Source organism: Legionella santicrucis, from assembly GCF_001468135.1.
Taxonomy (GTDB): domain Bacteria; phylum Pseudomonadota; class Gammaproteobacteria; order Legionellales; family Legionellaceae; genus Legionella; species Legionella santicrucis.
Window position 1 is genome coordinate 58,872 of record NZ_LNYU01000078.1, and the last position, 18,563, is coordinate 77,434.

Consider the following 18,563-nt stretch of genomic DNA (forward strand, 5'->3'; position numbering starts at 1 on the left):
TTCGTATATGAGGATCCTTTTTTAATTGAGTTAATAACTGAGCTAATACTGGATGATGTTCACTATGGGTTGCTTTCATTATAGCTTCTAGCTGTTTTGCATCCATAACCAAAGTGTGGCTTCTTTGATATTCAGCATATTTTTCAAGAACTACAATGTTGAGCTTAGGGTTCATGTATTTCATTCCCCAAGCATTGATAAGACCTATAGGACCTGCCCCTACTACAAGTACGTCAGTATTTGCTGCCATGAATGCACACCTTGTTCATTAAAAATGGCGAAATTATATCATTTAAATGGCATTTTGCACATTAAATGATCAGTTTATTTCCATCCAAGTAACATTTAAATAATGCCTACAAAGATGGGCGTTAAGCATTGAATAAACTCCATCTTTAAGTATATTTAGTAGAGTATGAAAATGAGCATGATTATGAAGTATTTAAATGATTGAAGAAGCAAATACTGCCTCAGATATTTCGAATACTGTTTCTTTAAGAACAACCATTCTCTTCTAAAAACATAATAAAAATGTTATTACAGCGAATCATGAATTAAGCTACACTATGCTGAAAAAAATGGAGCGTTGTATGCTTACGTTGCGTACTACCCAGAAGAAGGTGCCCAAAAATTTAAATCAAATACTTGTCCTTCTCAGTAAACTCATCTTACTTCTTGTTACAGTCAGTATCTTCGTCCCTTTCTCTCCAAAGCTGCCTGCGCCGGGTATTGATTCTTCATGGGCATTAGGATTAAATCAAGCAGTCGCGCAAGGATTATCCTTTGGAAAAGAAATAATATTTACTTTAGGCCCTTATTCATCCATTTATACAAAGGCTTATCATCCTGCTACCAATATAATGATGAATATAGGAAGTCTATACTTAGCCATTTCCTATTGGATAGCATTACTGTTTTTAATGAAAAACACCCGATGGCACTGGATCATCACATTTTGTGTCCCTCTCTTTGGAATGCTATATGCTCGAGATTCATTATTTTTTTCTTACGCGTTACTTGTTGGGTTAATAAGTTTTAAAATAATGTGCTGCACCAAAGAGATACTCAACTCAAACAACACCCGCATGTTTTTAATAGCGTTTCTTTTTACTCCCTTTGGTTTACTTGCTTTAATAAAAGGCTCCATGCTTATTCTTTGCCTCGCTGTAGCCTGCTTGTGTACCGTATTTTTTCTTGTCAATAAACAAATCAAATTTGCTTTAATGTGTTTAGTTTCATCGATTGCCTCACTTATCCTATTTTGGCTTGCAGCAGGCCAATCTATAATTTATTTACCGAACTACTTAGTCAGCAGCCTTTCCATAGCATCGAGCTTTAGTGAAGCGATGTCTACTATTGGGAATTCTAATGATATTGTACTGTATTTAATAACTTCAAGTTTAATTTTCCTGCTTATTTTATGCCATAAACAAGCACAAAAAAGAGCCCAATTATTTTTACTCTGCATTTTTTTTGCTTTTTTGTTTGTTTCATTTAAAACAGGTTTTACCCGCCATGTGGGCCATGCATTCATACCAGGAACATCCATATTATTAGCAGGACTTTTTTTACCTTTTCTGTTTCACTCGGGTAGCACTTATCTCGTTCTATTTATTTCATTGAGTAGCTGGAATTATATTAATGGACACTACACGAAAATATCAATTTTCGATAATTTTAAATCTTCTTATTCCACAACCTGGCATGGTTTAAAAAGCAGAATCCAAGATTCCCAATGGTTGGAAAAAAATTTTGCATTTACTATGAGTTTCTTACGTGAACAAGCAGATTTTCCCTTGCTCCACGGTACCACGGATATTTATTCATACAATCAATCTTATCTCATCTCCTCCCAAAATCGCTGGTCTCCTCGTCCAATTTTTCAAAGCTACTCTGTCTTTACCGCAAGTTTGGCCGAAGATAATAAAAAGCATTTACAAGAAAGGCAAAGCCCAGACAACATCATTTTTAAAATTGAACCGATTGATGGAAGAATACCTTCTTTAGAGGATGGAGCAAGCTGGCCTTTATTGCTGACTCATTATAAGCCTAGCAATGTACATAAAGGTTTTTTGTTCTTACGTAAAAGAAAAATTATTTCTCAAGAACAAGAATCATTATTGAGTAGTGAACACCATACTTTTGGAGAATTTGTTAGTGTAACAGAACAGAAAAAACCTATCTTTGCAAGAATAGAAATACAGCCAACTATTTGGGGAAAGCTAGCAACAATTTTTTTCAAACCGAATCAATTACAGATAATCTTAAATTTAAAAAATGGAACCACGAAGCATTATCGCTTGATCGCAAGTATGGCAAAATCGAACTTTCTTCTTTCCCCTCTTATTGAAAATACAATAGAATTTTCTTTACTTTATCAAAAAAATGACAACTTAAATGAAAAAGCAGTAAAGTCTTTTATGATTACAACCACTCAGGATGATGATTGGTTTTGGAATCACGCTTATACAGTTACGCTTTATTCTAATACTTAAAGAAATATCAACCATTTTTATATTGGAGAATGCAAAACCTAGACTATTTTTGCAGAGAATAACCTGCATCAAGCCAACCTTGCAATCCAGTATCCAAAGAATAAACCTGCGTATATCCTATTTTTTGCAAATTGTCTGCAACTAAAGCACAGCGAAATCCACCACTGCAATACACAACAATTCTCGTATTAAAGTCTGGAATCTTCTTTTCAATGTCACGCTCAATAATTCCTTTGCTTAAATGAATTGCAGTTGGGATGTATCCTGTTTCCCATTCATCTGCTTCGCGCACATCAATAATTAGCACAGGTTCTTGATGATCCATTTTTTCTTTTAATACTTGCGGAGTTATTTCTTGAATACGGTTTTTAGAATCTCTAACTAAGGCCAAAAATCCTGGGGAATGATGTTTCATTCTTTGACTCCTATCTTATAGTATTGTATTACTTGTAGTTCTTTCTAATCCAGCACAAAATTCCTAATCAGTCCAATTGCTAATGCCTCTGACAGAGGCATTAGCAAAGCAATCTTTAAGCTTGTTCCACCTTAATATCACGTCCTTTACCTTTAGCTTCTGGTTTTTTAGGTAATTCTATCCACAACATACCTTTCTTAAAAGTTGCCTTAGCTTTCTCTGCATCAACGGTTGATGGTAAAGAAATGGATCGCTCATATTTTCCATAACTAATTTCACGGGAAAGAAATTTTTTATTTTCATTCTTTTTGGACGTAGACTTTTCACCAGTAATGGTAAAAATGAGCCTCATCTTCAACCACGTCCATTGATGGGAGCAGATTAAGATTCTCAAACTGTTCGCCAGTAGGTCTATTAAATGAGAACATATCATAGAAATCACGAAATGCTCTATCAACTTCATGTTGGAGGCTTAAAAATGGATTATTGGAATGTTCGATAGGAACAGAGTGTCCTTTTTTCCATTTAAGTAATGTATTCATCATTTAGCTCCTTTAAATTTGTTATCCATGCACATTACAACTATTAAGTTTGATCTACAAAGTCTTTTTGTCAAGCGCTCCTAAACATTAATTTTTAAGCTACATTTAATGTATAAAAGAAGAAAAGGATATAATCATGTACGCAATGATTATGGAGCAAAAAGGACGCCCACTCGTTCTAAAAAAAATCAAAAAACCAGAACCAAAACCTAATGAACTACTAATTAAAGTTCACGCCTGTGGCATTTGTCGCACTGATTTGCATGTCCTTGATGGAGAGTTAGTTGCTCCCAAACTTCCTCTAATTCCAGGCCATCAAATTGTAGGTACAATTGAACAATTAGGGTCTTTAGTGAGTACTTTTAATGTTGGACAACGAATAGGAGTTCCATGGTTAGGTGGTAGTTGCGAAACGTGCTCATTTTGTATGTCAGGACATGAAAATCTTTGTGATTATGCTCGTTTTACTGGATATCAAATTGATGGTGGATTTGCTCAATATTGTGTGGCGAACCATCGATTTTGTTTTCCTATACCTGAGGGATATTCTGATTATCAAGCCGCGCCGCTGTTCTGTGCCGGGCTGATTGGCTATCGTGCTTTATTAAAAACAGCTGATGCAAAGCAGTTAGGACTATATGGCTTTGGTGCAGCAGCGCATATAGTTATTCAAGTAGCCAATAAACAAGGTCGTAAAGTCTATGCTTTTACGACTCCTGGAGATAATGAAGCACAGAATTTCGCCTATCAATTAGGAGCTACTTGGGCCGGTGATTCAAAACAAACTCCACCACATCTACTCGATGCAGCAATTATTTTTGCTCCAGTGGGGGAACTTGTACCACTTGCGCTACGTAATACGCTAAAAGGCGGAATTGTTGTTTGTGCTGGTATACATATGAGCGACATCCCAAGTTTCCCTTATCAAATTCTTTGGGGAGAGCGTACTCTTTGTTCTGTAGCCAATCTCACGAGAAATGATGGCGAAGAGTTTTTACAATTAGCACCACGAATACCTGTTAAAACAGAAATTCATACTTATCCATTAACTGAAGTAAATGTAGCACTTGATGATCTTCGGCATGGCCGCTTTACCGGAGCAGCAGTAATTATTATTTGACTCCCTGTGCTTCATTAAAATTTTAATTCATAACAAGCTGGACATTTTCAGTTTTAAGTTTCTCATTATGTAATTAACCTATTGAGTTATCATTTTGCTTTCAAGAATTTATACTTTACTTAATAATGAAAAAAGGTTATAATTTGAACAGAGATTAATATGGAGTTTTCTTGTGCCTAAACAATCCCCACCTGTTTCTGTGAATATGCTTAATTTAACCCCAAACAACGTCGAACATCTGTGTGCAACTATAGAAAAAAGCCACAAATACAGCAAAAAAACAGATGCTTACTTTTCTACTCAATTTTTGAACCGTTTTGGATTTCAAAATCCACTACAAGTTGTGGAGTTTCTAAGGTCACCTGAAGGAAAAACAACACTTACATTGATTAGCCAAGAGTTAATAAAAATTGAAGAATTAAATCAACTCAAAGCAGAGCAATATCGAGAAGAACTACTTACTACACAACGACATTTAATTTTTCTGCTTATGGGGCTAATGGCTAAAGATAAAGCTCTTGCAAAACAAGCTTGTGAAATTACACAACAACAAATTGAGCAAAAATTAAAAGAAACGAAACAGAGCGAACAAACTAAACCTGGAAAAACAAGCATAGTTGATGTGATTGATGCAAATATCAAAGCCTACACAGACACTCTTAATGCCTTAGATAAAAAGCTTGGTGATCTCGAACAAAAATTAGCCGAAATAGACGACCAGTTGATAATAATTGAAAATGAAGCCTCGCTCATGAATGAGAAGCATGCTCATCTTACTGATCATATAGAGCAATTAAATGCATACTTTCAATTACCTATACTTCATGATCAACCCATGGATCATTATGTTGCCCATACGAACCAGCAGATAGAATCTTTAACCACTCAATTAACTGCGTTAAAACAACAAAATAATGAGAACAATCCTAATGCAGAGCGCAAGCATTCAGCTACACATCGAAAAATAAAAATGTTAGAACATCAGCTAGCATTTCATCACGCACAATTAAAAAAGCCACCGCAAAGTGCTGAACATGTATTTGAGTTCCTACTTGAACACGTTCGTGAACGATTAAATGAATGCCAACAATTACATGAAAATCAGCCTTCAGATTATTTGTTACACGAATTAGAGGGTTTGAAATTACAAGAACAAGGGCTCCTACATGTTTTGCAAGTATTAAGAAAGGAAAAAATACTTCTTAATGCTGAATTAGAAGAAGTCAATGACTTTAGCCAAGCTCATTTTGTTGTTGATCCAAATCATAAGCCACGCTTTCAAAAGCGAGGGAATTGCTATGCCATCTGCACTGAAGAAATGGATCCGGATAATTTAAGTGAAGAAGATTGGTTACAAGCTCAACTAAACTACGATAAATTAAAACATGAAGTTCGAGTAGCCCCTATTCATCATCGTGAGTGTATGCAACATGATGTTGAAAAGCACCAAGAACGCAAACAACATTACAAAAATCTTAGAAAGGAATTTATTGAGCAAATTCATGATGTAAAAGCCAGCAAAATACAGGTCTTGCAGGCCTTATCAAGTAATAAAACTCAAAGAGCATTGTTAACTCAAACTCGTGAAAATACACCTCTAAGCATGTCACCAAAACCTAATCCAGTACCAAAAATGGATAAAGACAACCTGTCGCCTAAGTTTTGTCCTAAACCAAAGCATACCCCAGTTCCATGCAGCTATTCTTTTATGATGCGTCACTTGGAGCGTCTAGTGCCCACGAAAGCTCCTGCGCCAAGGGAAGAGGATATCCATAAGGTGACTCTCGTACTTGAAAGTGTTATTCCACCACAACATCAAAACGATCTGCACAAACTGATTGACGAAGTAAGCCCTGGTAAAATTATGTCGCCAGAGGACCGACTTGGTTGGTTACATAGAGCCAAAAATTTAATACCTGATGTTATGGAACCTATAGAACCAGAATTAGAACCAACTTTATCCTATAAACTCAAGTAACTGTTACTGTCAAGAAACTTATGAAAGATATCCATCCTCCTTTTTACGGAGGGGTAAATATCTTTCATTGCATGGGTGCAAATAATAGCAAATCAAGATTTACATCTTGATATCTCGTCACCTTCTGCGAAAAGCAGAGAATATATTCTCAGGCAATGAGTATACAGTTTAGCGAATGAGAGTTACACATAGTTTTCACAAACATAAAATCGTCTTAATGTAGGGCCAAGCTCAAAGTTTAGTTGACGATGCCTAATGGAGGTTCTTAAAAATTATTTATATAGCTCCGCATAATCATATTAATTAATGTTAGCCAATATTTTTTGTGATTGAAATTAAATCCACCAACAACTGGTTGAGCATGATCCAGATTTGGGAGCAATACATGATTGATATTTGGCCAAATTAAATCGTTCAAGAAAAATTGCCCATCATGGGCACAACCCGGGCGAATCTCTTTTAATCGATCATGGAATGAATCTAGCCACATGGTTGGTTGTACAGACCAAGAGGCTGTTTGAATAACCGGAAAGTTGAATTGTTGGTTTTCCACTGCCTTGATGAGGTTAGGCCATGTTCTGGAAGTTAGCTCTTTTCCACCCACTTTAGCCCTCATAGCAGACAGCGTCAGCCATTGCATTTTTTCAGATAAAGAACGATACCATGAATAATTTGTTTTTTGATGAGCCCCTTGTAAAATGCTTTCCAAAACATAAGAGGGGCCATGAGCAGTCTGAGACATAATTAACGCTTTCGTTTTAATGCGAATGTCTTCATTTTCAGTTAATAGATTCAAGCACTCCAATCCGCCTCGACTGTGGGCACAGAAAATAAAATGATCCCGGTTTTGACGATGCTTTAATTGCTGAAGTATCATCCGGACGTTTTCTCTGTAGGATCCTCCGGCTGTTTGTTGCATTATAATAGAGTCAAAACCTAATCGTCTTAATAAATGGACAGGTTCTTTGAGGCTATTTAGCAAGTAACGCCCTAAGTACCCTCGAACAAATATAATCGTGATATTTTTGTTTATTTCATCAAGGCCTTTTTTCAAACTCGTCGATCCCAAATTCCAAATATCACAGAACTGATTTGTGATATTTTGTGAAGCAGATAGCTTAAGATCAGGCGTGTTTGGAAAGTGGCTCAAATAATTATCAAACCCTTCTGGCCTCCATGTTTCTTTAACAGTCATTAGAAGTATCTCTTCTCTAATTTAGATACATCCTCGGGAAAAAAGACTGGTGGACGAAACACAAGAAAATAACGATACCAAAGAGGCTGTGTTTCTGCTTGATTACTTTGTCGATACAACTCTTGCCAAGGCATTGCTGGGTGGCGGTGATGGGTAAGATTATAATTGAAATTAAGAAACAACAATCTTATAACCCAAGGCGCTCGGAGATTATAGGCGCCCTCAACGACATGAATGGGGGTATGCAAATGATAGACCCATTGCAAAGTAGACCATGAAAAGGCGAATGCACCATAAGCCACCAATAAAGTTGACCAATGCCAAGGGCCAAAATAAAAAATTGAAGCCCAAAATACAAACAAACATCCTCCTTCTATGCGCATGCGTAACCAATCAGCACGGGTGAATTCATCAAAAGCAGCGGAATAGGTGTTAAATCGTTTATCACAAGCTATTTTTCCTGCAAAAGAATATGAAATGAATGGCGTTATCATCGGGAATAGAAAACACAAAAACCAAATCCCGCCTAAAATGGCAAAATAATATCTGCCTACTTTTCCCCATTTACTTTCATCATCATGAATGAATTCTGCGCGCTCAGCTTCTGTACGGTTACGACGATGATGCCCCCAATGCTGTACCCTTAAAAAAGTGGCTGAGGTACCAAATAAAGTAGAAGCAAGACATCCGATTAAATAATTCAATTTTTTATTTTGGTGGGCATTTCGATGACAAAATTCATGTAACATTGTAAAAACCCCTTGCATTAGCATACAAAATAAAAATACAGCTAGTCCTCGCACCGCAATAGATAACGAATGATGATTGATAATATTTAATAGTAAAACCCAGGCAATTATTTGTAGCGATATCACGACTAAATTCATGGTGCTATAACGCCCTAAAGAATCGTATTGTGGCTCGACAGAACTAATATCATCGATACCTTCTACCTTGTAAGTTACTCTCATTTTATTTATTTACACTCCATATATGTTGTATTAATGTTTTTCCAGGGCGTTGTTCTGCGTTAGAAAACCTCTTTGGTAGTTCGTCCCAACTGATATTGCTAAAACGATGGTGTTCTTTATGGTAATTAATATTGTAAGGCCAGATAAAAAATGAGCCTAACCAACTTGGTGCCCATGAGCAGCTACCTGAGTCTGTATCACTTTTTCTTTGTGTGTGTTCTGCAAAGCTACGAATCTTCTGTAAAAATTGAGTGACAGTTAAATAAGGAAGAAACCATAAGAGTAAGACTTTGATTACCACCGTAGGCCAATAGTGAGAACATATGCCAATTATTAGGAAAAGGAACATAAATTGGCAATAAAGCTCATTATAATATTTAGTAGCCAGTAGCTTAATACCGTTATTATTGGATAGTCGATCTTTGATGAAAAGCCACAGCATCTTGAGAGAATTCCAAAGCAATAAATCACCTAACATTTGTTTAAGCAATAAGCATGTGTTTAACGCTTGATAGTTCCATGGCTGGTTTCGATATAAGTAACGCTTTTCCGGATCGTTTTCGGTTCCCAAATGCCTATGATGACTAAAATGTAAAGAGCGATATCCGTGAACAGGCATAAAAAAAGGTACACCAGCAAAGCAGTTAATAATAAAGTCATTTAACCGCTTATTGGAGGAAATCAAGTAATGCACTGCGTCATGGTAAAGTGCTAGTAGCGCATGTTGTCGAGAAGCTATAAAGACGATTCCCAACGTGATGGTAACAGGGTGCCAATATCCTATTATTAGAATCATAGCAAATGCAATCAGTGAGATTTCAGTCACTAATGCCCAAAGTGTACGAACATTTAACGATTTTTTTTGGTTTTTTGCGTATAAGTAATACATTCCTGTCAATACAACAATGGTAGCAAATAGAACCCCTGCAACCACGTCCAGAAAAAAATGTTGCTTGGTAAACAAAGTTGACGAAGCCAGTAAACAAAACCAAATGAAGTAAACAACAGACACCTTACGCCAAAACAAAGTGACTTCTGGTGCCCTTTTTTGACAGGCCATCATAAACGATCCGAGGGCGATTGATAATGGAAGTGCCACGTGACCTGAAGGAAAAGCACACAAAATAGTGTCTTTAGATTGTAGATATGCTAAAAAAGAATTCTCGGGAGCCAAAATTCTTTCAAACAATCGGGTTGGAAAGATAGTGTAGATCAGAACATTGATTAGGCCACAAGCCAGAGTAATATAAAATACTGTAGAAAAACCAGGTTTGTTTCTGGCAACAAGAATTAAAACAGGAAGCAAGAAAAAATAACTAATGTAAATATAAACTGACTGAGGAATCATGGGGATATACTTGTCAAAAATTATTTCATTAATCACAAAAGGCTCATATATCGGATGAGCCGATGCCAGAGAATAAAGAGCGCTAGTTATCAGTGTATAAATAAGAAAATGAATGACGTATTTCATAGCGTCGCAACCTCTATATAAGGAACACGATCATCAAGGTCTTCATGGTTATCATAATCGACTAAAAAAAGGCGGCCTGCATAGGGAATACCTGGAAACTCAGCAAGAAGTGGTGCACGTTCATCACGCTCATGTATTCCTGTTACTAAATGCGTGAACCCTTGTCTTTTTGCGCTTTGCAAACAGGCGCGTATCAAAATTCGGTGATCATCAATGTTATCAGAGGCCACAAAAGCCATGTAAGCGGTCTTGATATGTTGTCTCGCCTTTGGAAGGCCATAGGACAAAAAATGATTAAGTACTGGTCTTAACCACCGATAGTAGCCCCCATAATGAATCGGAACTGTCTGTCGAAAAGTGCTTTGATCCCATATTGCAGCGACAGCTTTTATTTTAGCTTCTTGTCTTAGAATAAGAAAATTTTCCACTTTAAAATTTGGAAATTTTCCAGATGTAAAATCGGACACCGAGTAATAGGGCGCTAATTGCTGTTTATTTTCATTCAGTTTCGCACAAATCTCCGGTAATCTTTTCAAAGAACCAGGCTCCAACTCAGGGCAGCATTTCAATTTCCTCATGGTAAACAATAATGGGGTCAAGACTCTGCCATAATCACGGAATCTAGGAAATCCTTTGTAATTTGATGCAAGAGATGTGAGAGCCCGATCATTATCGTCACCAATGACGGCAGAATAATAGGGTATTGGATTTTCTTGGTGGAGTTTTTTTAAAAAACGATTGGCTTGCAACAAAGCGAAACCATTTCGTGATGACTTGGCAATTCGAAAATCAGCTAGGTATCCTGTTTCTTGTACCTTACCATTTACCTGGCTTAAACGAGTTGCTCGGATACCTGATACTTTGATTTTTCCATCTGTCTTGCCAACAAAGGTTTGCACTTTGTCACCTTGAGTTTTACCAATATTAAAGTAATTTGGCTCTCGCGCAAAAACCAGATCTACCCCCCCTTCCATGGGCGTTTGCCAAAGATGTTCTCTAAGCAAAGCTTCTTCATTAGGTAATGCTAAATCAAATTTCATGAAATATTCTCTCTGCTAAATCAATTGAATGTAATAAGGCTCGAGGCTTAACATCCCCTGGTCGTTGTCCAGCCGCCACACAAGCTGAATAATAGCGAACTGCCAAATCCGGGCAGTAACGAGATTGAACTGGGGCAAGTTGTCCCAACTGACGGCAATAGTTGTAATGAAAGGATTCTCGCAAAGCCTCGTCAATTTTACTTGCTAATTCCGAGTCATGAACACATTGATGATAAAGATAATAACATGGTGTTTCCCCCCATTGAGGTACCAATAGAAAAAACGAATCATCCGGAAGATACTTATCAAAAACACGTTGCACAAAGCTTTCAGACAATTTTTCCCCACACAGATCACTAACTGTGTCACCTCGCCCTACAAATTTAATGCAAAGAGGAGCGGTCACTTCAATTACATCACCCAAGGCATAACGTACAAGGCCGTTCCCACTTGTTAATAAAACTTTGTATTGGTTTCCAACGGTTAATTCATCCACTAGATAGCATCGATCATTATCATCTACAAATTCCAGGAAATGTGAAGTTAAGGCAATTACAGGGTCGGGTTGTTCAAACAGAGGAATGCTAATGACTCCCTCTGTGGCCATTAAGCCCTTAAACTGTATTTCTATCCCGGGAAACAGTGTTTTTAATTCCGGAATAAAGCGTTTCGCAGCTGCATCACCCCAGCAACTGATAATTTTTAAATCTGGCCAGAAATCCTGAGGGCTCATCCCTTCAGGTAAATACTGTATTAATGAAATCAGAAAAGAAGGACTCCATACTGAAATAAATCTTAAATCCCTACATGCGGTGAGTTGTTGGATGCTATTTTTTTGCCAATCCGCCAAGGAGGAGTTTGTCACAACTGCGGATGACATCGCTAGATTAGGCCCAATCAAACGCTGAGAAAATTTTCCTAAGTACTCACTATCATCAGTGATACCTATGGGTATATTGCCTTCCGTGAATTGGTTTGTTCTAAGCATCGGGCTAATCGACCAATATTGAGATCCTTTCATTAACTCAGGTCTATTCATAAAAAGATCATACATCCACGTAGAAATCGATTTCCTGAATTCACTGAGAAATTTCTGATTGTAAGGAATATATTTTACAGGTCCAGAAGAGCCTGAGCTTGTTTCAAAAAACAGTGTTTTATCAGTGCTCAGCACGTTACTCTGGCCTTTTTTTATTGCCTCAATGTTTTTTTCAAAGTCCTCATAATAACGTTTAGGTAAGCGCTCGCGAAACTCTGTTATACTTTTGATAGATGCATATCCATATTTTTTACCAAACTGGGTATGCTGGTTACGCTGCAAAAAATCCATCAAAATTTTTTCTTGGGTTTCACGAGGCTCTAGCATTGCTCGTTTAAATTGCTTAGCGGCAAGAGCATTAATACGTGTCCACAAGTAATGGCGTAAAAATTTCTTATGCATTGGAAACATCACACTGGTTTTTTGAAAAATAGGTTTGATTGACCTTTTGTAAGGCCGAATGGGCAGCTCCTAAGTTATTTTCAAATGAAAACTCCGTGAGACAAACTAACTCGTCACCTAAAAGATATCTAGGGTTTTTTTCGAGGAAAAAAGCAACATGAGGGTTTTTTAGTTTTCTTTCTGGAGGTTGAGCAATTGATTCTTGCAAGCACTCACGGGGCACAAGAGGACGAACTAACCCATTAGAGTATTCATCAGGAAATTTAATATGTCCCAGTGTATCGATAAGTTGAGCCTCAAAAGGAGGAGTTGTTTTATCATATCGAGGATAAAACTCTTTATAAAAAAAAGGCAAAAACAAATAAGTGCGATAGCCACTGGAAATTAGATACCAATACAAGGGCACATCCGATTCTGATAATTTCAAATAAGCCATAAAATGGCACCAGGTTTTAGAGAGAACCCCCGAGCCCCAAAAATCTTTTTCAATGATGGTATTGCCACTGAATACAGCACGAATAGGCTTCCCTTGAAACACCAAATCATACAACATCATGGTTGTAAAGCCCTGAATTTTTCCGTCGTGATCTTTCATTAACAAGACCCATTGTTTTTCATTTAGATCCTTATCAAAAGTTTCTCTATCTGTTTTAGAGTAGTATTTTATGAAAATCTCATATAACCGTTGTCGAGTGTTGAGCTCGCACTGTTCCACCAACTCAACAGAACCTTGTAATTTTTCTTCTTCTATGTTTATTTCAGATATCATAAATTTAACTCTCTTTCGTATACACTAATGGTTTTGTTATCATCAATTATTCCATCAGCGGCATTCTTTCTTAGGGATATAATATGCCGACCTAATAAATCAGCATTTGTGTGTAAAAATTGTGGGCCGAAGCGTTCTGTTTGTTGCCCTATTTTTTTCAAGAGCCGTACATCCTGGATAATAACGTGTCGACAATATGCGCGAAGAATGAATTTACATAGCATTTTTGGCAATGGTAAATTCCAGGTAATATGAGTTGTCACGTTCACTATGCCATTTTCTTGTCTGGTACACTGAGAAGTAATTAGAAAAGCTCGGTTATTTGAGAAGGTATAGTCCACCCGTGAAATGGACGGCAAATAAAATGCGTCTGTATGTCGCATTTGAGTGCCTTTAGGAAATAACAATCGAGGACCAATTCCTGTTAGTATCGGTTCATTTAAAAACTCAGCTTTCACTGAATGTGAATTTTTTGTAATCCGCACCTTTACTTTAGTAAGAGCACCCTTCCTGAATAAACCAGGATGAACATATACGGTATGTGGCACATCTAAAAAATTTTCTAAACAGGCAACAACGGAAGCTTCAAATTGGGTATGCATAAAGAAATGCCCCCATCCTTTTTTACCATAAAATGGAAAAGAAAAAGGCTTTGTTTTAGGGGTTGAATTACCAATATACACCCAAATATGTTCTTCTTGCTCGATAATAGGAAAACTGTCTATAGATAATTTTCTGGATTTAAGAAGATCATTGTCACATAAAGCCGGCTGAGAAACGACCTCTCCTTTACCATTATATCGCCACCCATGATAAGGACATTCAAGTGCTCCTTGTTTTACACAACCATTTGACAGCCTCATTCCTCGATGTAAACAGTGATCAACCAATGCCTGTACTTGGCCAGTATCATCTCGAAATAGGACTAAGGTTTTTCCTTCAACGACACGACGGATGGGGGCTTTTTGGATTTCCTTTGAGATCGCGGCAATATACCAGCCATCAAGAAAAGCGTCCACTTACATGTTCTCCAGTAGGCAAGAACCCCTCATAAATCGTCATGTGAAAAGTCATTTTAACGATTTAATTTAGAGCACTCTTTTAAAAATTAATGCATATTTACATGAAAATCAAAAAAAAAAACATTTTTTTTCAAAAACTTAACAATGCAGCTATATTCCTGTGTAATAATGTTTCAAACTCATTAGGATTATTTCAAACATTCCCCATTCTTCCATAAGTATAGTGTTTTGATTTTTAAATTATCGATTTGAATGCATGGTCGATAGCCTCGCCTCAGAAAGGGAATGAAATTGGCCAATAATTTTTCTGATGAATGATTTTAAGCTAGCCCAGAATTTTTCTATAGGATTAAAATCAGGAGAATAGGGAGGAAGAAAAAGGAGACTGCACTGAGCATTATGAATCGGGTTTTTAGTTTTTTCAGATTTATAAAAAGAGCATTAGTTCGTTCTACTGGTGATAATACTCCCACTATCGCTTTTCTGAGTCTCCATCTCTGGATTGATGAGCGACTTACTCCGAATAACTTACACGCTGTTTTTATTAATCCGCCTTCTTCTATATATGCTAATACCCACTCTCTTATTTCTGTTGTATGACTCATTTTAAAAAGTATGTATCCTAACACAACTTATAAGTCAATTTTAAATCAAAATACTATAAATAAATTTTAATAATTATTTGACAAGATCAAATGCAAATTGTTAATATATCGAAAATTAATAATTTATTACTCACTCTGTTTCAATATGAACCACCGACTGCAACATCAATTATGTTTAAGTAGCGCAGCCAAGTTGTTGCATGCAGTCTATTCTATCGTTTCTACTGTCGTGGTGGTGGTCGTGGTCTTTCTCTCCTCGCCCTAGAGTCGCGTGTTTTGATTATTAAGCCTCTCTAGGGAAGGCTAAATAATCATGTGAAATAAACGCTAACTACCCTAAGGAGAGTCACTATGGGAACAATCCCCCCTGATATAGACAAAGCACAAAACAAAATCACATGTCGCGCTGTTCTAATTGTAAGTTTATGTTCTGCATTTTTATTTTATAAATACATCCTCCAGAATTTTCCAAGCGTCATGCCCCAACAACTTATGGAAATTTTTCATTTACAAGGATTAGGACTTGGTGTTTTATCAGGAGTGTATTTTTGGACGTATCTTATCGTACCTTTATTTGTAGGGATTATTCTTGATCAATACGGTACCCGATGGATTACAACAGGAGCGATTTTTTGCTGCGCTCTGGGCATTTTTATCTTTTCCCAAGCACAGGAGTTAAATACTGCTATATGGGGACGTGCTTTAACTGGGGTTGGCGTTTCTTTTGCATCCATTGCATATTTCAAATTAGCCGCTGTATGGTTTTCCAAAAAATATTATGCCTTACTTACTTCCTTGCTCGTTGCATCAGGAATGATTGGTGCTGTTTGTGGGCAGATGCCACTCGCTTGGCTTGTGAATCAGATAGGATGGAGAGCAAGTTTGGTGGATGTTGCTTGGTTGGGAATTATTCTGGCTTTCCTCTTTTTATTTATTGTTAAAGATCAACCTTCTGGTACTATTAAACCCATAGAGAATGAAGTCAAACAGACATCAAAAAACCAACATTTATGGCAAGATATTTTATTAATTATAAAAAACAAACAAAATTGGCTATTAACCGGTTATAGTGGTTTAGCATTCTCTCCAATAGTAATTTTTTGTGGATTATGGGGAAATCCTTTTTTACAAAAAGCATATCAGTTAGATAAGTTAGTTGCCCCTTCACTTATTTCCCTGGTATTTGTAGGTTTAGCAATTGCATGTCCTTTATTTGCTCTATTTGTCCATCGTATTAAAAATCGCTGTGCATTTATGTTTTACAGCACTCTTGTTTCTGCCTTATCCATTAGTTTAGTTATCTATGCCCATCCGATGCCCCTTTGGTTGCTTAGCACTTTGCTTTTTCTTTTCGGATTTAGCTTAGGTGCTTTTCCAATAGTATTTGTCATTGGAAAAGAATCAAATCCTCTCTATCTGGCAGGTACAGCCACTTCATTGATTAATGCAAGTGATGCATTGTTAGATGCCATCTCTGAACCTGCTATAGGAAAATTGCTCGATATCTTTAGCAGCAATTCAGGTACTACGCACGACTTTTCACTATTTAGCTACCATATTGCTTTAGCTATTCTACCTCTGTATCAAATTATTGGTGCTTTTTTAATGAGGTGGGTTAAAGATGAGCATCGAGCGGCTCATTAAAAAATATATCATTAAGTCTCAATGAGACTTAATGAGTTTAAATAAAAGTCATACCACTCGGGTAATGCCACCAAATTAATATCATGAGTCATCAGCTAGTTATAAGTCTCTTAGATTATCTGCTCACTCTCAACATACACCAATGCAGACATGCCTGAAGCCAATTTTACTTCAATCTGCTCTCGGCACTGAAGAACAGTGTCGTATTTTTTTACCAATCGTATGTAGCCTCAGTAAAACTCTATTGGTTTATGATGCGAGTATTCGGCTCGCCAGAAACGGTTCAGCCGAGGAAAACTGACTTAATCATTAATTAATTTTGCATTGGTTGGACTTAGCCATAATTTCCGGATAACTTTTAAGTTATGCCTCAGTGAAGTTTTAACGCATCATGTGTTTTGATTCATAATAATATTCATAACTATACTTACTGGTACAGATTTAGAAATCCTTAATTTAGATATAGTTCTACTTTGATAAACATTGAGCTTTAAAGTCTTTATTAAGTCCCGTTATATTACTCTTCATGAAAAAATAATGAGCAATTGATTTTTAAATAATAATACCTGTTAGTTTTTGACAGTTACATTTAATATTCATTTAGATTAAAATATGTACAAATAGAGGATATTGAATCCACTTTTTAGTTCTGCTGTACTGGTTTTACTTTTAGCGAACCGCTATGCGACCAGTAAAAAGGCTAATTGGGCCACCTCACATAATCCAACCTTAGAGAAAGAAACTATGCCAACCTTACCCATGCTGGATATTCTACAAGAGCTCCAAACCCTCCAGGGATTAAAACAAAAATCCCTTGTCTATAGCGGCAAAGCTAACGATCTCATCGAGCGCATTCACCATGAGTATGGTAATGAAGCTGCCTCTTTCATGAAGGCCACGTTACAGCAATGGGGATTAGGTGACTTTATAGAGGCAACGGCACTGCCTGAACCCACTCTTCCCCCAAATGATAAGGGATTTATTCATCATGACTGTTATCAAAAAGTACTTCCTTTATGTCAATTAGCCCTTATCGTAGAACAAAATGGGGTGGCTGAAGACCACGCCCTTAAATTAGCCACGATTTTTAAGGATGAAAAAGCGGTATTGAATTATTTGCTCCAATTTAAAGACCAAAATGCCTACAACTACCTGGTTCATGATGCGTGCTTATTTGAGCTGCCTAAAGCCGATACATGTGCATTTGCGCAATGGCTAAAATTGGCCAACCTCTACCTTGCCAACCCCCGTTTTCGTGCCCTCTTGCCACATGCAGAAGCTATTGAAGCCCTGGGAAAAATGGGTAAAAACGCAGCGAAGCAAGAAGGCCAAAAGTTCGATGCACAAATAAGGGATAAAATTCAAGACGTCAAAAAGGAACTCGCTACGGTATCAAGACAATACAAGAACCTTAAGAAAAAGCCCTTGACCAACCCCGCAGCACGAATGGCGCGCGAGGAACAGTTGAAAGTATTTAGTCAACGCCTATTTGAGCTGCAAACACAACTCGTCTTGCTTTGCCAAGGACGATTACCTTTAGCACATGCTGACATGATTGTTTTGGAAGCCTTTTATGCCAAGTACCAACAAGAAAGCAGCGCGGCTCAAAACATTTTAATTCAAAATGGCATCAGCCCCCAAAGTAGGGAGCAATTTTATACACTCAAGCGTGATAATGCAGAGAAGACGATTCCTGATGTGATTATTGATGGGAAAGACATTGGCTATCCTGGGATTTATATTAAAAAACTGGATACGACCAGCGATAAAGGAGCAGCACTTGCGGCCTGTCTTGGCAAAATAACGAATTGCTGCCAGTATCTTGGCGGTGTGGGCAGTGAGTGTGTGATTC

14 protein-coding genes and 3 pseudogenes are annotated in these 18,563 nt (G+C 37.2%); 5 read left to right on the forward strand and 12 right to left on the reverse strand.

The window, feature by feature from the left end; all coding sequences use genetic code 11:
* Positions 1-250 (reverse strand): annotated as a pseudogene (locus Lsan_RS13205) (FAD-dependent oxidoreductase); the annotation flags it as partial.
* 340 nt (positions 251-590) lie between these two features.
* Between Lsan_RS13205 and Lsan_RS13210 the strand changes: the two are divergent.
* Positions 591-2,495, forward strand: a complete 1,905-nt coding sequence (locus Lsan_RS13210) for a hypothetical protein (RefSeq protein ID WP_058514693.1) — start codon at positions 591-593, stop codon at positions 2,493-2,495.
* 43 nt (positions 2,496-2,538) lie between these two features.
* Here the strand turns inward: Lsan_RS13210 and Lsan_RS13215 are convergent, their stop codons facing one another.
* Both Lsan_RS13215 and Lsan_RS13220 read right to left on the reverse strand, forming a co-directional pair.
* On the reverse strand, positions 2,539-2,910 hold the full coding sequence (locus Lsan_RS13215) for a rhodanese-like domain-containing protein (RefSeq protein WP_058514694.1): 372 nt from the start codon (positions 2,908-2,910) through the stop codon (positions 2,539-2,541).
* Between the two features lie 115 nt (positions 2,911-3,025).
* Positions 3,026-3,452, reverse strand: a pseudogene (locus Lsan_RS13220) (Hsp20/alpha crystallin family protein).
* Positions 3,453-3,588: 136 nt separating this feature from the next.
* Here Lsan_RS13220 and Lsan_RS13225 point away from each other — a divergent pair.
* Positions 3,589-4,572 (forward strand): zinc-dependent alcohol dehydrogenase family protein, encoded by a 984-nt coding sequence (locus Lsan_RS13225; protein ID WP_058514695.1) that lies wholly within the window; start codon positions 3,589-3,591, stop codon positions 4,570-4,572.
* Between the two features lie 172 nt (positions 4,573-4,744).
* Positions 4,745-6,550, forward strand: coding sequence for a hypothetical protein (locus Lsan_RS13230; protein ID WP_058514696.1), 1,806 nt, complete (start codon positions 4,745-4,747; stop codon positions 6,548-6,550).
* A 265-nt stretch (positions 6,551-6,815) separates the two neighbouring features.
* On the opposite strand, the gene Lsan_RS13235 is transcribed toward Lsan_RS13230, so the two are convergent.
* From Lsan_RS13235 to Lsan_RS23585, 9 genes and pseudogenes are all read right to left on the reverse strand, one after another.
* On the reverse strand, positions 6,816-7,745 hold the full coding sequence (locus Lsan_RS13235) for a hypothetical protein (protein ID WP_058514697.1): 930 nt from the start codon (positions 7,743-7,745) through the stop codon (positions 6,816-6,818).
* Positions 7,745-8,716, reverse strand: a complete 972-nt coding sequence (locus tag Lsan_RS13240) for a fatty acid desaturase family protein (RefSeq protein WP_133134222.1) — start codon at positions 8,714-8,716, stop codon at positions 7,745-7,747. Before Lsan_RS13240 ends, Lsan_RS13235 begins: the two co-directional genes overlap by 1 nt.
* A 1-nt stretch (position 8,717) precedes the next feature.
* Positions 8,718-10,190, reverse strand: a complete 1,473-nt coding sequence (locus Lsan_RS13245) for a fatty acid desaturase (RefSeq protein ID WP_058514698.1) — start codon at positions 10,188-10,190, stop codon at positions 8,718-8,720.
* On the reverse strand, positions 10,187-11,230 hold the full coding sequence (locus Lsan_RS13250) for a hypothetical protein (RefSeq protein ID WP_058514699.1): 1,044 nt from the start codon (positions 11,228-11,230) through the stop codon (positions 10,187-10,189). The genes Lsan_RS13245 and Lsan_RS13250 overlap by 4 nt, the downstream gene beginning before the upstream one ends.
* Complete coding sequence (locus Lsan_RS13255) at positions 11,220-12,671, reverse strand: GH3 family acyl-acid amido synthetase (protein ID WP_058514700.1); 1,452 nt, start codon at positions 12,669-12,671, stop codon at positions 11,220-11,222. Before Lsan_RS13255 ends, Lsan_RS13250 begins: the two co-directional genes overlap by 11 nt.
* Entirely contained in the window at positions 12,664-13,440 is a 777-nt protein-coding gene (locus tag Lsan_RS13260; RefSeq protein ID WP_058514701.1) for a hypothetical protein, read from the reverse strand. Before Lsan_RS13260 ends, Lsan_RS13255 begins: the two co-directional genes overlap by 8 nt.
* A complete protein-coding gene (locus tag Lsan_RS13265; protein ID WP_058514702.1) occupies positions 13,437-14,459 on the reverse strand; it encodes an aromatic ring-hydroxylating oxygenase subunit alpha in 1,023 nt (340 codons plus the stop codon). The genes Lsan_RS13260 and Lsan_RS13265 overlap by 4 nt, the downstream gene beginning before the upstream one ends.
* 243 nt (positions 14,460-14,702) lie before the next feature.
* Positions 14,703-14,888 (reverse strand): annotated as a pseudogene (locus Lsan_RS21665) (transposase); the annotation flags it as partial.
* Positions 14,804-15,067 (reverse strand): IS630 transposase-related protein, encoded by a 264-nt coding sequence (locus tag Lsan_RS23585; RefSeq protein WP_058514703.1) that lies wholly within the window; start codon positions 15,065-15,067, stop codon positions 14,804-14,806. The pseudogene Lsan_RS21665 and the gene Lsan_RS23585, both read right to left, overlap by 85 nt.
* A 351-nt stretch (positions 15,068-15,418) precedes the next feature.
* Between Lsan_RS23585 and Lsan_RS13275 the strand changes: the two genes are divergently transcribed.
* Together Lsan_RS13275 and Lsan_RS22655 are read left to right on the forward strand one after the other, a co-directional pair.
* Positions 15,419-16,711 (forward strand): MFS transporter, encoded by a 1,293-nt coding sequence (locus tag Lsan_RS13275; RefSeq protein WP_058514704.1) that lies wholly within the window; start codon positions 15,419-15,421, stop codon positions 16,709-16,711.
* A gap of 630 nt (positions 16,712-17,341) precedes the next feature.
* On the forward strand, positions 17,342-18,563 hold a 1,222-nt coding region (locus Lsan_RS22655; RefSeq protein ID WP_193392713.1), incomplete at its 3' end, for a hypothetical protein.

Coding starts and splice junctions, on each gene's coding strand:
- Lsan_RS13225 (WP_058514695.1), top strand. CDS start 3,589: ATGTACGCAATGATTATGGAGCAAAAAGGACGCCCACTCGTTCTAAAA.
- Lsan_RS13260 (WP_058514701.1), bottom strand. CDS start 13,440: ATGATATCTGAAATAAACATAGAAGAAGAAAAATTACAAGGTTCTGTT.
- Lsan_RS13235 (WP_058514697.1), bottom strand. CDS start 7,745: ATGACTGTTAAAGAAACATGGAGGCCAGAAGGGTTTGATAATTATTTG.
- Lsan_RS13245 (WP_058514698.1), bottom strand. CDS start 10,190: ATGAAATACGTCATTCATTTTCTTATTTATACACTGATAACTAGCGCT.
- Lsan_RS13240 (WP_133134222.1), bottom strand. CDS start 8,716: ATGAGAGTAACTTACAAGGTAGAAGGTATCGATGATATTAGTTCTGTC.
- Lsan_RS23585 (WP_058514703.1), bottom strand. CDS start 15,067: ATGAGTCATACAACAGAAATAAGAGAGTGGGTATTAGCATATATAGAA.
- Lsan_RS13250 (WP_058514699.1), bottom strand. CDS start 11,230: ATGAAATTTGATTTAGCATTACCTAATGAAGAAGCTTTGCTTAGAGAA.
- Lsan_RS13255 (WP_058514700.1), bottom strand. CDS start 12,671: ATGCATAAGAAATTTTTACGCCATTACTTGTGGACACGTATTAATGCT.
- Lsan_RS13275 (WP_058514704.1), top strand. CDS start 15,419: ATGGGAACAATCCCCCCTGATATAGACAAAGCACAAAACAAAATCACA.
- Lsan_RS13210 (WP_058514693.1), top strand. CDS start 591: ATGCTTACGTTGCGTACTACCCAGAAGAAGGTGCCCAAAAATTTAAAT.
- Lsan_RS13215 (WP_058514694.1), bottom strand. CDS start 2,910: ATGAAACATCATTCCCCAGGATTTTTGGCCTTAGTTAGAGATTCTAAA.